This window comes from Thermomonas brevis (assembly GCF_014395425.1).
GTDB lineage: Bacteria > Pseudomonadota > Gammaproteobacteria > Xanthomonadales > Xanthomonadaceae > Thermomonas > Thermomonas brevis.
Map to the genome: position 1 here is coordinate 1,956,446 of NZ_CP060711.1, position 15,501 is coordinate 1,971,946.

Below are 15,501 nucleotides of genomic sequence, written 5' to 3' on the forward strand. Positions count from 1 at the left end.
CGAGGTCGGGCGAACGCGGCGGCCCGCATGGATCTGGAACGCTGGCAACGCCTGTCCCCCCTGCTCGACGCGCTGCTCGAGCTGCCTGACGAACAGCGCGAGGAACACTTGCGCGCATTGCGCGCGGAAGACCCGGCGCTGGCCGACGAACTCGAACGCCTGCTGGCGCTGGACGCCGACGACGCTAGCTTCCTCGACACCCCGGTGGTGACCCTGCCGGCCGGCGTCACCGCCGGCGCGCGGCTGGGCCCGTACCGGCTGGAGCGGCTGCTGGGCGAGGGCGGCATGGGCCAGGTCTGGCTGGCCGAGCGCGCCGACGGCATGTACGAGCGCAAGGTCGCGCTCAAGCTGCTGCGGCCGGGGCTGGCCGATCCCAAGCTGCGCCAGCGTTTCGACCGCGAGCGCGAGATCCTGGCGCGCTTCGCCCATCCCTACATCGCGCGGCTGCTGGACGCCGGCATCGACCACAACGGCCAGCCCTACCTCGCGCTGGAATACGTCGAAGGCGAGCCGATCACCAGCTACTGCCAGTCGCGCCACCTCGACATCGCCGCGCGCCTCGACCTGTTCCGCCAGGTCTGCGAGGCGGTCAGCCACGCGCACGCCAACCTGATCGTGCACCGCGACCTCAAGCCGTCGAACATCCTGGTGACGCCGGCCGGGCACGTGCGCCTGCTCGACTTCGGCATCGCCAAGCTGCTCGACGTGCAGCCGCTGCCGGTGGAGCAGACCCGCACCGGCGTGCGCGCGTTCACCCTGCACTACGCCGCGCCGGAGCAGATCCGCGGCGAGCCGGTCACCACCATGACCGACGTGTATTCGCTGGGCGTGGTGCTGTACGAGCTGCTGACCGGCGGCAAGCCGTACCGGCTCAAGCGCCAGACCGACGCCGAGTGGGAGGAGGCGATCCTCGACGGCGAACCGCAGCGGCCCTCGCAGGCGGCGGCGCAGGCCGAGCCCGACGTGATCCGCCCGTATTCGCCGGCGCGGCTGGCGCGCGAGCTGGCCGGGGACCTCGACAACATCGTGCTGAAGGCGCTGGCGAAGTCGCCGCCGCGCCGCTACGTCTCCGCCGAGGCGCTGTCGCAGGACCTGCTGAGCTACCTGCGCGGGCGGCCGGTGCAGGCGCGCGGCGAACGCCTGGGCTACCGCGTGCGCAAGTATTTCCACCGCCACCGCTGGGCGATCGCCGCCGGCGCCGCGATCCTGCTGGTGCTGAGCGCGGCGCTGGGCGTGGTCGGCTGGCAGGCGCAGCGCGCGCTGCGCGAGGCGACCCGCGCGCAGGCGATGCAGCGCTTCGTGGCCGAACTGTTCCAGGACGCCGGCAGCTCGCCCAACACCCCGATCGACCTGCGCAGCCTGCTCGACATGGGCATCCTGCGCGGCGAGCGCAGCCTGGCCCGGCAGCCGCAGGCGCGCGCCGAACTCTACGGCGCGGTGGCGCAGCTGCGCCTCAACCTTGGCGACTACCGCGAGGCCGACGACCTGCTGCAGCGCCAGTCCGTGCTGTTAGCGGTGCTGCCGGACGCGCCGGCCAGCCTGCGCCTGGAGGCGGCCGCGCTGCACGGCAACGCGCGCCGCCAGCTGGGCGACGCGCGCGGCTGCGCGGCGCGAATGCAGCCGCTGGAATCCGCCGCCCGCGACGAGGAGCAGCGGCTGCCGCTGCAGGCGGCCGAGTTCTATTCTCAGCTCGGCCGCTGCCGCCGCGACCTGGACGAAGGTGCGGCGGCAGAACGCCTGTTCGCGCGCGCGCTGGAGTTGCGCCGCCGCCAGGACGATGCCGCCGGCACCGCCGCGACCCTGCTCGACATGGCCAACCTGCAGGCCGACGCCGGCCAGCCGCGCGCGGCGCTGCGCGCGCTGGAAACCGGATTGGCGCAGCTGCGCCGCAAGGCCGGCGACCACCATCCGCAGGCGATCGACATGCTGCGCGCGATGTGCGTGCTGGAGCGCACCACCGACGCGATGGCCGAAGCGGTGCGCGACTGCCGCGCCTCGCTGCGGCTGGCCGAGGAACTGCATGGCCGCAACCATCGCGCCGTCATCGACGCCAACCGCCAGCTGGCCGCGCTGTACGTCGACCTCGGCCGCTTCAACGAGGCCGAGGCGATCCTGCAGGACACCACCGCATGGATGCGCGCGCGCCTCGACGGCGACCATCCCGACCTGGCGCGCGCCAACGACAGCCTCGGCCTGGTGGCCTGGGAGCGCGGCGACAGCGAGCGCGCGCTGCGCCTGCTGCGCCAGTCGCTGGCGACCTGGCGCAAGACCGGCAACGCCGGCCTGATCGCCGGTGGCGCCTTCCACCTGGCGCTGGTCCTGCACGACGCCGGCCGCGACCGCGAAGCCTTGCCGCTGGCGAACGAAGCCGTCGCCCTGCGCGGCCGCCAGCTCGGCGCCGACCACGCGCTGGTGGGCGATGCCGAGCGCCTGCTCGGCGAAGTGCTGGCCGCGCTGGACCAGACCGCGCCCGCGCGCGCCGCGCTGGAGAAGGCGGTGCGGCTGACCCGCGACGGCTTCGGCCCCGATCACTCGCATACCCGCCGCGCGGAAATCGCGCTGGCCCGCTTCCAGGCCCGCGAGGGCGACCTCAAAGCGCTGCTGCGCCTGGCCGGCTACGGGCAGACGCGCAGCGTCGACCTGGAGCAGCGCAAGGCCGCCTGGCTGGCGCGCGCCTACGCGTCACAGGCGCAGTGCGTCGGAAAACCCGCGCAGGCGCAGGCGGCGTTCGACGCGGTGCTGGCGGAAATGCGCCAGGCGCTTCCCGAGGGCGGCGCGATCCCGCGCGAGGTGCAGCGCCTGCGCGACGCCTGCGGCGTTCCGGCCGCCTGAAAAAGGAAACGCCGGCACGGGGCCGGCGTTCCCTGGCGTCGCGGGCGAGCGCGGCTTACCAGATCTTCACCCGGTCCTCGGGCTTGAGGAACAGCTTCTGGCCTTCGGCCACCTTGAAGGTGTCGTACCACGCGTCGATGTTGCGCACGGTCAGCGCGCGCCACTGGCCGGGGGCGTGCTCGTTGCCGACCACTTGCGCGCGCAGCGCGGCGTCGCGCATCTTGCTGCGCCAGGCCTGGGCGAAGGCGAGGAAGAAGCGCTCGTCGCCGCTCAGGCCGTCGATCACCGGCGCGTCCTTGCCGCCCAGCGACTTGTGGTAGGCCACGTAGGCGGCCTGCAGGCCGGACACGTCGGCGATGTTCTCGCCCAGCGTCTGCTTGCCGTTGATGTGCAGGCCCGGCAGCGCCTCGTAGCCGTCGTACTGCGCGGCCAGCCGGTCGGCGGCGGCCTTGAAGTGGGCGGCATCCTCCGGCGTCCACCAGTTGTGCAGGCGGCCCTGCGCGTCGAACTCGGCGCCCAGGTTGTCGAAGCCGTGGCTGATCTCGTGGCCGATCACCGCGCCGATCGCGCCGTAGTTGGCGGCCGCGTCGGCCTTGGGATCGAAGAACGGCGCTTCCAGGATCGCGGCGGGGAAGTTCATCGCGTTCTGCAGGGGCAGGTTCACCGCGTTGACCGTCTGCGGCGTCATCCACCATTCCTTGCGGTCCGGCGCCTTGCCGAGCTTGGCCAGCTGGTGGCGGTATTCGGCCTGGCCGGCGCGCAGCGCATTGCCCAGCGCGTCGTCGGCCTTCACTTCCAGCGAGGAATAGTCGCGCCAGCTGTCCGGATAGCCGACGCCGACCAGCATGGTTTCGGCCTTCTGCTTGGCCAGCTTCTTGGTTTCCGGCGTCATCCACTCCAGCTTGTCCACGCCGTCGCGGAACGCGGCGAGGATGTTGTTCACCATCGCCTCGACCTGCGCCTTCGACGAGGCCGGGAAGTACTGCTTCACGTACAGCTGGCCGATGGCGTCGCCCAGCGCGCCGTCGGTGGCGGCCAGCGCGCGCTTCCAGCGGTTGCGCTGCTGGGTGGTGCCGGACAGCTGGGTGCCGTAGAAGCCGAAGCGCAGGTCGGCGTAGGCCTTGGGCAGCAGCGCGGCGCTGTGGTTGATCGCGTGGAAGCGCAGGTAGTCCTTCCAGGTCTGCAGCGGCTCGCTGGCGACCAGCGCGGACAGCTTCCTGATCGCATCCGGCTGCCAGGTCACCAGCGACGGCTGGCCGGACAGCTGCGCGGCGTCGAAGAACGCCGGCCAGTCGATGCCCGGCGCCTGCTTGCCGAAGTCGGCGATCGGCCACGGGTTGTTGGCCTTGTGGATGTCCTGGGTGTCCACCACGCTGGCCTGCGCCTTGGCGATCTTCATTTCGAGGTCGAAGACCGCCTGCGCCTTCTTGTCGGCGTCGGCGTCGCCGGCCTGCTTGAGCAGCGCGGCGATGTAGGCCTTGTAGGCGTCGCGGTTCTTCGCCATGTCCTTGTCGGCGGACAGGTAGTACTCGCGGTCGGGCATGCCCAGGCCGCCCTGCAGCAGGTAGCCGGTGTTTTTGTCCGGCGAGTCGAGGCCGGCGGCCACGAACAGGCCCAACAGGTTCTCGGTGTAGTAGTTGGTGGCGTTGACCGGATCGACGTCGGCGCGCAGCGCGCCGCCGAGGTAGGCCGACAGCGCCTTGCCGTCGCCGATGCCCGCTACCGCGTCCAGCGTCGGCTGCAGCGGGGCCAGCCCGCGCGATTCGATGCCGGCCTCGTCCATGTAGGCGGCGTAGTAGTCGGCGATCTTGCGCTCGTTGCTGCCGGCGGCCGGGTTGTTCTTCTGCAGGCCCTGCACCAGGTCGGACAGGCGCTTCTCGGCGGTCTGGAACACGGTGTAGAACACGCCGGTGCTGGCGCGGTCGGCGGGGATCTCGGTGGTCTTCTGCCAGTTGCCGTTGGCGTAGGCGTAGAAGTCGTCGCCCGGCTGCACCGACTTGTCGATGCCGGCCAGGTCGATGCCGACGGTGGGCGCCGCCGCCGGGGCGGGCGCGGCGGCTTCGGCCTTCGGCGCGTCGCCGGCGGACGGCTTGCAGGCGGTCAGGGAGACGCCAATGGCGCACAGCAGCGCCAGAGCGAGCGGGGTGCGGCGAACGGAAGCGGTGTTCATGCGGAGTCGGTCCGGTGGAAAGGCCGGCCTATCCTGCGCCGATCGGCGCCCGCGGCAAGTGCAGGAAGTCAGACCGCCGGACAGACGAACGCCGGCGCATGGCCGGCGTCCGCTGCATCCGCGTGGGGGCGGGGCGTTACTGGGTGATGTCCACGTCCTTGGTCTCGCGCAGGAACAGCGAGCCGATCACGAAGGTCATCAGCGCGATCACGATCGGGTACCACAGGCCGTAGTAGATGTTGCCGGTGGCGGCGACCAGGGCGAAGGCGATGGTCGGCAGGAAGCCGCCGAACCAGCCGTTGCCGATGTGGTAAGGCAGCGACATCGAGGTGTAGCGGATGCGGGTGGGAAACAGCTCCACCAGCCACGCCGCGATCGGCCCGTAGACCATCGTCACGTAGATCACCAGCACGGTCAGGATCAGCACCACCATCGGTTTGTCCACGCGCGCCGGATCGGCCTTCTCCGGATAGCCGGCACCGGTCAGCGCCGCCTTCAGTTCGCCGCCGAACGCGTCCGCCCTGGCCTTGGCTTCGTCCTTGCCCAGGCCCGCGCCTTCGTAGCCGTCCACCGCCGTCGCGCCGACGGTGACCCGCGCCACGCTGCCGGCCGGCGCGGCTTCCACGGCGTAGGGCACGCCCGCCTTGGCCAGCGCGGTGGTGGCGATGTCGCAGGAGCTGGTGAACTTCTTCTTGCCGACCGGATCGAACTGGAACGAGCAGGTGGCCGGGTCCGCGTGCACCACGGTGGGGCTGGTGGCGGCGGCTTCCTCGATGGCCGGGTTGGCGTAGTGGGTCAGCGCCCTGAACAGCGGGAAGTAGGTCAGCGCGGCGATCAGGCAGCCGGCCATGACGATCCTCTTGCGGCCGATCCGGTCCGACAGCCAGCCGAAGAACAGGAAGAACGGCGTGCCCAGCGCCAGCGCGGCGGCGATCATCAGCCAGGTGGTGGTGTTGTCCACCTTCAGCGTCTGCGACAGGAAGTACATCGCGTAGAACTGGCCGGCGTACCAGACCACGGCTTGGCCGGCGGTGGCGCCGAGCAGGGCCAGCAGCACGATCTTGCCGTTCTTCGAGAAGAAGCTCTCGGTGATCGGCGCCTTCGAGGTCTTGCCCTCGGCCTTCATCTGCTGGAACAGCGGCGACTCGTGCAGCTGCATGCGGATCCACACCGACACGCCCAGCAGCACGATGGAGAGCAGGAACGGCACCCGCCAGCCCCAGTCGTCGAACGCCTCCTTGCCCAGCATCGTCTGGCAGCCCAGGATCACCAGCAGCGACAGGAACAGGCCCACCGTGGCGGTGGTCTGGATGAAGCTGGTGTACAGGCCGCGCTTGCCGTGCGGCGCGTGCTCGGCCACGTAGGTGGCGGCGCCGCCGTACTCGCCGCCCAGCGCCAGGCCTTGCAGCAGCCGCAGCGCGATCAGGATCGCCGGCGCGGCGAAGCCGATGCTGGCGTAGCTGGGCAGCAGGCCCACGCAGAACGTGGACAGGCCCATGATCACGATGGTGACCAGGAAGGTGTACTTGCGCCCGATCATATCGCCGAGCCGGCCGAACACGATCGCGCCGAACGGCCGCACCGCGAAGCCGGCGGCGAACGCCAGCAGCGCGAAGATCAATGCGCTGGTGTCGTTGAGGCCGCTGAAGTACTGCTTGGCGATGATCGCGGCGAGCGAGCCGTAGAGGTAGAAGTCGTACCACTCGAACACGGTGCCGAGGCTGGAGGCGAAGATGACCTTCTTGTGGCCCTGGGTGAGCGCGCTGGCGTGGGCCGCGCCGGTGGCGGAAATGCTGGACATGCGGTTCTCCCTCAGAAGCTGTACTTGATAGTGGCGTGCAGCCGGCGCAGATCGCCGTCGGCGCCGCTTTCGAGTTCGCGGTTGCCCCAGATCAGTTCGGCGCCCACGTCGAGCTTCGGGAACGGCGAATAGATCAGGTTGGCGTGGATCGACTGCGCGGATTTCGTGACCCCGAAGCCGGTCCAGCCGGTTTCGTTGTCGAGCTGCGCGCGCGAGAGCATCAGGCTGCCGCGCAGCTTCGGATCGAACACGTGCCGCCAGGCCACGAAGCCGGCCAGCACGCCGGTCGATTCGATGTCGCCGCCGGCCGCGTCCAGCGTGCCGTCCGGGCCCAGCGCGAAGCCGACGTAGCGGCCGATGCCGGTGCCGCCGGTGAGCATGTAGCGGAGGTCGTCGCTGGCGCCGAGGTTGACCTTGCCGGACACGCTCAGGCCGTAGCCGTTGCCGCTGGCGTGCGAGGTCGCGGTGTCCATGCGCAGCTGGCGGGCGATGCCGGCGACGCTGAAGTGGCCCCAGCTGCCCTTGCTGGTCCAGCGCGCGGTGATATCCGGCAGATTGCCGTCGTCGCTGGTGGTGCGCGCGGTGCCGCGATACGCCGACACCACCGTCTGCGGATTCTCCAGCGACACCGCCCACGGCCCGCTGCTGTAGCGCAGCTGGGTCTGGCGCACGAACACCGTGCCCTCGGTCGGGCCGACGAAATCCACCGCGTCCGGCAGCGCCGCCACGTCCTGGAAGTTCGACCAGGTCTGGCCGGCCAGCCACTTGTCCCAGCTCACGTAGGCCTGGCGCAACGTCACGCCGTGGGTGTTGGTGGAGGCCTGGTTGCCGAGGTTGCCCATGCCGCCGCCGAACAGGTCGAACTCCAGGTAGGCGCGCGCCTTGTGGCCCTGCACCTCGCCGTCGCTGGCGAACCAGAAGCGCGAGAACTGCGCGTGGGTGTCGAGGTCGGTGCGCGATTCGTCCGCGCCGCCCACCGGGATCGCGCTGGGCAGGTAGAACATGCGGCCGGCGCTGCCGTCGGCGATCTCGCCGGCGTTGGTGCTGGTCGCCATCGCATCGACCTTGATGAAGCCGCCGAAGCTGAAGCGCGTGTCCGGATTGCCCGCTGTGAGGATCGGCGTCGACTGGAGCTTCGGCTTGCCGTCGGCCTGCGCCACCTGCACCGCGTCGAGCTTCGCCTGCGCCTGTTCGATCGAACCCTGCTGCTGCGCCAGCGCGTCCTGCTGCCGCTGCTGTGCGCCCAGCAGCGCCTGCACCTGCGCTTCGAGCTGGACGATGCGGGCTTCCAGCTCTTTCTCTTTCGCGGTCTGCGCGAAGGCCATGCCGGGCAGCAGCAGCGCCGCCACGATCGCAAGCGCCAGCGGCCTGCGGAGATTGCGTGCGTCCATCGTTCCCCTCCCAGAGATCAGTGCACCGGCCGAGCGTGCGGCGGCCGGCGGCGCGCGCCTATTCGCCATTGGTCGAAGTTGGCGCCGCATTCGACCAAGGTCTAAGCCGCTTGCTGCGTCGCAACAGCGCGGATGCGGCACACTTGGAACGGGCGGTGCGGCCGCGACGAACCAGGGAGAAAACAAGATGAGCGATGTCTATCCGGTCGAACCCGGCTTCGCGGCGCAGGCGAACATCGACCGCGCCGCCTACGAGCGCGCGTACGCGCAGGCGCTGAACGCTCCCGACGCCTTCTGGGGCGACATGGCGAAGCGCCTCGACTGGTACAAGGCGCCGACCGTCATCAAGGACGTGAGCTACGACCTCAAGGATTTCCGCATCCGCTGGTTCGCCGACGGCGAGCTCAACGCCAGCGTCAACTGCCTCGACCGGCACCTGGACCAGCACGGCGACAAAGTCGCGCTGATCTTCGAGCCGGACAGCCCGGACGCGCCGGCGCAGAAGCTCACCTATCGCGAATTGCACGCCCGCGTGTGCAAGCTCGCCAACGCGCTGCGCAGTCTCGGCGTCGGCAAGGGCGACCGCGTCACCATCTACCTGCCGATGATCCCGGAAGCGGCCGTCGCGATGCTGGCCTGCGCGCGCATCGGCGCGATCCACATGGTGGTGTTCGGCGGCTTCGCGCCCAATTCCATCGCCGACCGCGTCTCCGACTGCGCCAGCAAGCTCATCATCACCGCCGACGAGGGCCTGCGCGGCGGCAAGAAGGTGCCGCTGAAGGCGAACGTGGACGCCGCGCTCAAACTGCCCGGCACCAACTCGGTGGAAACCGTGCTGGTGGTGCGCCACACCGGCGGCGCCATCGACATGCAGATGCCGCGCGACCGCTGGTTTGATGCGGTGGTGGACGACCAGCCCGCCACCTGTACGCCTGCGCGCATGAACGCGGAAGACCCGCTGTTCATCCTCTACACCTCCGGCAGCACCGGCAAGCCGAAGGGCGTGCTGCACACCACCGGCGGCTACCTGCTGTGGGCGGCCTACACCCACGACGTCACCTTCGACCTGAAGCCGGACGACGTGTTCTGGTGCACCGCCGACGTGGGCTGGGTGACCGGCCATAGCTACATCGTCTACGGCCCGCTGGCGAACGGCTGCACCGAGGTGATGTTCGAGGGCGTGCCGAACTACCCGAGCTTCTCGCGCTTCTGGGAGGTCATCGACAAGCACCGGGTCACGATCTTCTACACCGCGCCGACCGCGATCCGCGCGCTGATGCGCGAAGGCGTGGAGCCGGTGAAGAAGACCTCGCGCAAGTCGCTGCGCATCCTGGGCAGCGTGGGCGAGCCGATCAATCCGGAAGCCTGGCGCTGGTACTACGAGAACGTCGGCGATTCGCGCTGCCCGGTGGTCGATACCTGGTGGCAGACCGAGACCGGCGGCATGCTGATCACCCCGATCCCCGGCGCCACCGACCTCAAGCCGGGCTCCGCGACCAAGCCGCTGCCGGGTGTGCAACCGGCGCTGGTCGATGCCAACGGCGCGCTGCTGGACGGCGTGGCCGAGGGCAACCTCGTCCTGCTGGATTCCTGGCCGGGCCAGATGCGCACCGTGTACGGCGATCATCAGCGCTTCATCGACACCTACTTCAAGACCTATCCCGGCATGTACTTCACCGGCGACGGCTGCCGCCGCGACGAGGACGGCTACTACTGGATCACCGGCCGCGTCGACGACGTCATCAACGTCTCCGGCCACCGCATCGGCACCGCCGAAGTGGAAAGCGCGCTGGTGGCGCACCCGAAGGTGGCCGAAGCGGCGGTGGTCGGCTTCCCGCACGACATCAAGGGCCAGGGCATCTACGCCTACGTGACGCTGGTGGCCGGCGAGACCGAAAGCGACGCGCTGCGCAACGAACTGGTCGCCTGGGTGCGCCGCGAGATCGGTCCCATCGCCACCCCCGACTTCCTGCAATGGGCGCCGGGCCTGCCCAAGACCCGCAGCGGCAAGATCATGCGCCGCATCCTGCGCAAGATCGCCGAGGACGCGCCGGACCAGCTCGGCGACACCACCACGCTGGCCGACCCCTCGGTGGTGGATTCGCTGGTGCAGAACCGGCGGCAAGCGTGAAGAGCGAGAAGCGAGTGGAGAAAAGTGAGAAGTGAGCGAGAGCATTTTCCTCACTTCTCACTCCTCCTCGCTCACTTCTGGCCTTTATGACCACGCTCCTCATCGCCGACGACCACCCCCTATTCCGCGAGGCGCTGCGCGGCGTGGCCCTGCGCCTGCTGCCCGACGCGCGGATCCGCGAGGCCGAGAGCGCCAACGCGCTGTACGCGCTGGTGGACGCCGAGCCCGACGCCGATCTGCTGCTGCTCGACCTCAACATGCCCGGCGTGCAGGGCTATTCCGCGCTGGTGCACCTGCGCGCCGCACATCCGCAGCTGCCGGTGGTGATGGTGTCCGCGCGCGAGGAGCCGGAGATCATGCGCCGCGCGCTGGACCACGGCGCGATGGGCTTCATCCCGAAATCCTCCGACGCCGCCATCCTCGCCGCCGCGCTGCGGCAGGTGCTCGATGGCGAACGCTGGATTCCCGAGGCCGCGCTCGGCGCCAGCCCGATGGCCGACGAGGAGCGCGCCATCGCCGCCCGCATCCGCGAACTCACCCCGCAGCAGTTCCGCGTGCTGCAGATGCTCGGCGCCGGCCTGCTCAACAAGCAGATCGGCTACGAGCTGGGCGTCTCGGAAGCCACCATCAAGGCCCACATGAGCGCGATCCTGCGCAAGCTGGGCGCGTCCAACCGCACCCAGGCGATCCTGCTGGCCGGGCGATTGCTGGTCGATCCGGGCAGCGCGGTGGCGCCGGGCGAGGACGAGCCCGGCTGAGCGTGCGCGGCTTCGTTCGTTGATGCCCGGTTGCCGTCGCGGCGCGCGAAGTCAAGTGAAATCGCCACTGGCCTTGCATCCGCTGCAACGCCTGAATAACCGCATCGGCCGCGCGTGATCCGGCCGAACGGTTTGGGCGACAGGGACGTTGCCCATCTTCGCCCGCATGGAACGACTGTTTGCACACCTCGGCCCGAAGCCGGGCCGGCTTCAATCGGTGGAGCGCGGGCGCCGCGCTTTTCCGGGCTTTCCCGGCAGCGGCTTCAGCAGCGTCATCCTGTGCCCGGCGTCCTTGTGCAGGACGCCGTCCCTGACCAGCGCGCCGATCACCTTGTGCACCGTTTCCCGGCTGGCGCCGATGCGGTCGGCGATTTCCTGCTGGGTCAGCTCGGTGGGAATGCGCGCCACGTTGCCGTCCGCAATCGCATGCGCTTCGAGCAGCGCGACCACGCGGTCGCGCACGGTGTCCAGCGCGATGCTGCGGGCCATGCGCGTGCTGTGCCTGGCCCGCGCCGCCGCCATCGCGAGCACGTGCTCGGCGAACTCCGGCTGCGCGCGCATCAGCGCCCGTGCGGCGCCGTTGTCCAGCACCAGGCACCGGGCGTCGGTCACCGCCCGCACGGACGCGGTGCGGGCGCCGCCGTCCAGCGACAGTTCGCCCAGCAGTTCGCCCGGCTCCAGCACGTTGTAGATCACTTCCCGCCCGTCGCTGGCGGTGGCGTAGACCTTCAGCCGGCCCGACAGCAGCAGGTAGAGGCCGTCCGAGGCGTCGCCTTCGTGGAACAGCACCTCGTCGGCGGCATAGCGCTGCGTCTGGCCCCGCCTGGAGATCAGGGTCCGCAGTGTCGGCGGCAGTCGCATTGGCAGGTCGAGCATCGGTCCAGTCCCTGGAGCCCCGCGCGCAGGATAGTCGAGCGCCGGAGGAACTCAACGATGCCGCGGGACGGCAGGCCGGTTCATTCTGCGCCCGCCGCCGCGGGGAAACCGTGCTGCGCGGCCAGGAACGCGCGCAGCGACGCCGGCTTCACCGGCTTGGTCAGCACCCGGTAGCCGCGTTCGCGCGCGGCCTGCTTCAGCGCGGCGCTGCCGTCGGCGGTGAGCAGCGCGCCGGGGACGTCGCCGCAGGCGGCGCGCAGGGCGTCCAGCGCGTCCAGGCCGTCGAGGCGGTCGTGCAGGTGATAGTCCACCAGCAACACGCCGGGCCGCCGCGCCGCCAGCGCGAGCGCGGCGTCGACGGTGCCCGCGCACAGCGCTTCGACGTTCCAGCGCTCCAGCAGCGCGCGCATGCCGGCGAGGATGTCCGGATCGTTGTCCAGGCAGAGCACGCGCAGGCCGTCGAGGCCGGACTCCGATGCCGCCGCGATGGCCGCAACGGGCGCAGGCAGCGCCGCGGCTTCGCCGCACGGGGCGGCGATCGAGAACATCGAGCCGCGCCCGATCTCCGAGCGCGCGTCCAGCGCATGCCCGAGCAGGCGCGCGATGCGCTGGCAGATCGACAGGCCCAGGCCCATGCCGCGGCCGTCCCAGTCGAACGGCTGCTCGTAGCGGTGGAACTCGTCGTAGATCTGGCGCATGTGGTGGGCGGGGATGCCGGGGCCGGTGTCCCAGACCTGCAACGCCACCTGCGCGCCGCGCCGGCGCGCGGCCAGCACCACCCGACCGCGCGGGGTGTAGCGCAGCGCGTTGGCGAGGAAGTTCTGCAACACCCGGCGCAGCAGGCGCGGGTCGCTGCGCACCGCCAGCGGCGGCGCGTGCACGCGGATGTCGATGCCGCGCGCCGCCGCCATCGGCGCAGCCTGCGCGGCGAGTTCGCGCAGCAGCTGGCCGGCATCCAGATCGCGGATCGTCGGCGTCAGCGCGCCGGCGTCGAGCCGCGACACGTCGAGCAGGCCGTCCAGCAGTTCCTCGGCGGCACGCAGCGAAGCGTCCACGCGCTCGGCCAAGTGCCGCTGCTGCGCGGCGTCGCCGGTTTCGCGCAGCGCGGAGGCGAACAGCCGCGCCGCGTTCAGCGGTTGCAACACGTCGTGGCTGATCGCGGTGAGGAAGCGCGCGCGGGTTTCCTGCGCGGCCTCGGCCTCGCGGGTGCGCTCGGTCACGCGCTGCTCCAGCGTCTCGTTGATCTCGCGCAGCTCGCGCTGGGCGCGCACGTGCTCGGTCACGTCGCTGTAGCTGGTGGCGTAGCCGCCGCCCGGCAGCGCCTGCCCGCGCAGCTCGATCACCTTGCCGTCGGCGCGCACGCGCACCGCCACGTGCGGCGAGCCGGCGCGCATGTAGGCCAGGCGTTTTTCGATCTGCGCGTCGATGTCGCCCTCGCCGAGTTCGCCGAGTTCGCCGCGCTCGATGTTGTAGCGGATCATGTCGGCGATCGGCCGGCCGACGTAGAGCATCCCGTCGGGATAGTCGAACAGCCGCTGGTAGCTGCGGTTCCATGCCACCAGCCGCATGTCGCGGCCGACCACGCTGACGCCCTGGTCGATGTTCTCCAGCGTGTTGGAGAGGATCTCGCGGTTGAAGCGCAGCTCCTGCCCGGCCTCGTCCAGCACCGCGACGACTTCGGCCACTTCCATGCCGGAGCCGTGCAGCGCGCTGGTCAGCACCAGCCGCGCCGAGGCCGCGCCCAGCGCGGCGGCGAGCAGGCGCTCGGTGAACTGGATCCATTGGCGGTCGGCCTGCGCGGCCGGTGCCAGCTCGCGTTGCAGCGCCTGCGCCTGCTCGGCGAAGGCGCGTTGCGCGGTGCGTTCGCCGACGATGCGCCCGGCCAGCGACAGCAGCTCGCCGACCCGCACGCTGCCCAGCCATTCGCCGCTGCCCAGGGTGCGGCGCTTGGCGTAGGGATCGAGGAAGGGCGCGGCGCGCAGGCGCTCGTCCAGGCTCGGCCGCCAGCGCATCGACACCAGCAGCAGCGCGGCCACGTTCGCCAGCAGCGAGCAGACCGTGCCGTGGGTGAGCGGGTCCCAGCCGGACAATCCGAACAGCTGCTGCGGACGCAGCCAGGCGATGCCGAACGGGCCTGCGTCCAGCCAGCCCGGATCGAGCCAGCCGGAGCGGGTCAGCGCCGGCAGCAGCAGGGTGTAGGCCCACACCGCGAAGCCCAGCAGCAGCGCGCTCTCCGCGCCGCGCCGGCTGGCCCCGCGCCAGTACAGTCCGCCGATCAGCGGCGGCGCGAACTGCGCCATCGCCGCAAACGCCATCAGCCCGTACGCGGCCAGCTCGGTGTCGCTGGCGCTGGCGCGGTAATAGCCCCAGGCCAGCGCCGCCAGCAGCACGATGGCGGCGCGACGGATCCACAGCACGGTGGAGGCGACGTTGGCGCCGGCCAGCCCGCGGCGCAGCAGCAGCGGCATCGCCAGGTCGTTGCTGACCATCGTCGCCAGCGCCACGCTGGCCACGATCACCATGCCGGTGGCGGCGGAGAAGCCGCCGACGTAGGCCAGCAGCGCCAGCGCGCTGTGGCCGTCGGATTGCGGCAGCGCCAGCACGAAGCTGTCCGCCGGCACCGCGCCGTCGCTGCCGAAGCGGGCCACGCCGGCCACCGCGATCGGCAGCACCATCACGCTGATCGCGACCAGATACGCGCCGAACAGCCAGCGCGCGCGGCGGATGTCGGCCACGTCCGCGCATTCCACCACCGCCACGTGGAACTGGCGCGGCAGGCAGACGATGGCGGCGAACGCCAGCAGCGTCTGCGCGACGAAGCCGACCGGCGGCGCGTTGTCCACCAGCGCGCGGGTGGCGTCGGCCAGCGGGATCGCGCGCGCGTCCAGCCAGCCCACCGCGAACACGCCGATCGCCACCAGCGCTACCAGCTTGACCAGCGACTCCAGCGCCACCGCCAGCATCAGGCCGGGGCGGTGCTCGGTGGCGTCGACCTGGCGCGTACCGAACAGGATCGCGAACAGCGCCATCAGCGCCGCCACGTACAGCGCCGGGTCGCCCCACGCCGGCGACTGCGCGCCGCGCCCGCCGAGCACGTCCAGGCTGATCGCCACCGCCTTGAACTGCAGCGCGAGGTAGGGCACCGCTGCGATCAGCGCGATGATCGCCACCAGTGCGGCCATCTGCTGCGAGCGGCCGTAGCGCGCGCCGAGGAAGTCGGCGATCGACACCGTGCTCTGCGATTGCGCGATCAGCGCCAGCCGCTCCAGGATGCGCCAGCCGAACAGCAGGAACAGCAGCGGCCCGAGATAGATCGGCAGGTAGCCCAGGCCCTGCCGCGCGGCGGTGCCGACCGCGCCGTAGAACGTCCACGACGAGCAGTACACCGCCAGCGCCAGGCTGTAGACCAGCGGGCGCAGGCGGCGGCTCTGCGGATACAGCGGATGGCGGTCGCCGAGCCAGGCCACGCCGAACAGCAGCGCGGCATAGCCCACCGATACCAGCAGCAGCGCCCAGCCCGGCAGCATGCCCGCGCCCCGCCG

8 protein-coding genes are annotated in these 15,501 nt (G+C 70.9%); 3 read left to right on the forward strand and 5 right to left on the reverse strand.

The genetic code is table 11. The annotated features are described in order from the left end of the window. Positions 1 to 27 precede the first annotated feature (27 nt). Positions 28 to 2,832, forward strand: a complete 2,805-nt coding sequence (locus H9L17_RS09035) for a serine/threonine-protein kinase (protein WP_187569143.1) — start codon at positions 28 to 30, stop codon at positions 2,830 to 2,832. Positions 2,833 to 2,887: 55 nt separating this feature from the next. Here H9L17_RS09035 and H9L17_RS09040 read toward each other — a convergent pair whose 3' ends face one another. The 3 genes from H9L17_RS09040 to H9L17_RS09050 form a co-directional block, all read right to left on the reverse strand. After that, positions 2,888 to 5,002, reverse strand: coding sequence for a M13 family metallopeptidase (locus H9L17_RS09040; protein WP_187569144.1), 2,115 nt, complete (start codon positions 5,000 to 5,002; stop codon positions 2,888 to 2,890). A 136-nt stretch (positions 5,003 to 5,138) separates the two neighbouring features. Further along, positions 5,139 to 6,803: an MFS transporter gene (locus H9L17_RS09045; RefSeq protein WP_187569145.1), complete on the reverse strand. Its 1,665-nt coding sequence runs from the start codon at positions 6,801 to 6,803 to the stop codon at positions 5,139 to 5,141. A gap of 11 nt (positions 6,804 to 6,814) precedes the next feature. After that, positions 6,815 to 8,194, reverse strand: a complete 1,380-nt coding sequence (locus H9L17_RS09050; RefSeq protein WP_187569146.1) for a DcaP family trimeric outer membrane transporter — start codon at positions 8,192 to 8,194, stop codon at positions 6,815 to 6,817. Positions 8,195 to 8,381: 187 nt separating this feature from the next. Here H9L17_RS09050 and acs point away from each other — a divergent pair, with 187 nt between their 5' ends. After that, the gene (gene acs, locus H9L17_RS09055) at positions 8,382 to 10,325 is read left to right on the forward strand and encodes an acetate--CoA ligase (RefSeq protein ID WP_187569147.1); all 1,944 of its coding nucleotides are present in this window, start codon (positions 8,382 to 8,384) and stop codon (positions 10,323 to 10,325) included. A gap of 86 nt (positions 10,326 to 10,411) precedes the next feature. After that, on the forward strand, positions 10,412 to 11,083 hold the full coding sequence (locus H9L17_RS09060; protein ID WP_187569148.1) for a response regulator: 672 nt from the start codon (positions 10,412 to 10,414) through the stop codon (positions 11,081 to 11,083). Between the two features lie 210 nt (positions 11,084 to 11,293). Here H9L17_RS09060 and H9L17_RS09065 read toward each other — a convergent pair whose 3' ends face one another. Together H9L17_RS09065 and H9L17_RS09070 are read right to left on the reverse strand one after the other, a co-directional pair. Further along, on the reverse strand, positions 11,294 to 11,959 hold the full coding sequence (locus H9L17_RS09065; protein ID WP_187569149.1) for a Crp/Fnr family transcriptional regulator: 666 nt from the start codon (positions 11,957 to 11,959) through the stop codon (positions 11,294 to 11,296). Between the two features lie 80 nt (positions 11,960 to 12,039). After that, positions 12,040 to 15,486 carry a hybrid sensor histidine kinase/response regulator gene (locus H9L17_RS09070; RefSeq protein ID WP_187569150.1) on the reverse strand — a complete coding sequence of 1,149 codons (3,447 nt, stop codon included), beginning with the start codon at positions 15,484 to 15,486 and terminating at the stop codon, positions 12,040 to 12,042. Positions 15,487 to 15,501 lie beyond the last annotated feature (15 nt).

What these genes read in the sequence shown, in the direction of transcription:
- H9L17_RS09045 (WP_187569145.1), bottom strand. Translation starts at nt 6,803, where the DNA reads ATGTCCAGCATTTCCGCCACCGGCGCGGCCCACGCCAGCGCGCTCACC.
- H9L17_RS09040 (WP_187569144.1), bottom strand. Translation starts at nt 5,002, where the DNA reads ATGAACACCGCTTCCGTTCGCCGCACCCCGCTCGCTCTGGCGCTGCTG.
- H9L17_RS09050 (WP_187569146.1), bottom strand. Translation starts at nt 8,194, where the DNA reads ATGGACGCACGCAATCTCCGCAGGCCGCTGGCGCTTGCGATCGTGGCG.
- H9L17_RS09035 (WP_187569143.1), top strand. Translation starts at nt 28, where the DNA reads ATGGATCTGGAACGCTGGCAACGCCTGTCCCCCCTGCTCGACGCGCTG.
- H9L17_RS09060 (WP_187569148.1), top strand. Translation starts at nt 10,412, where the DNA reads ATGACCACGCTCCTCATCGCCGACGACCACCCCCTATTCCGCGAGGCG.
- H9L17_RS09065 (WP_187569149.1), bottom strand. Translation starts at nt 11,959, where the DNA reads ATGCTCGACCTGCCAATGCGACTGCCGCCGACACTGCGGACCCTGATC.
- acs (WP_187569147.1), top strand. Translation starts at nt 8,382, where the DNA reads ATGAGCGATGTCTATCCGGTCGAACCCGGCTTCGCGGCGCAGGCGAAC.
- H9L17_RS09070 (WP_187569150.1), bottom strand. Translation starts at nt 15,486, where the DNA reads ATGCTGCCGGGCTGGGCGCTGCTGCTGGTATCGGTGGGCTATGCCGCG.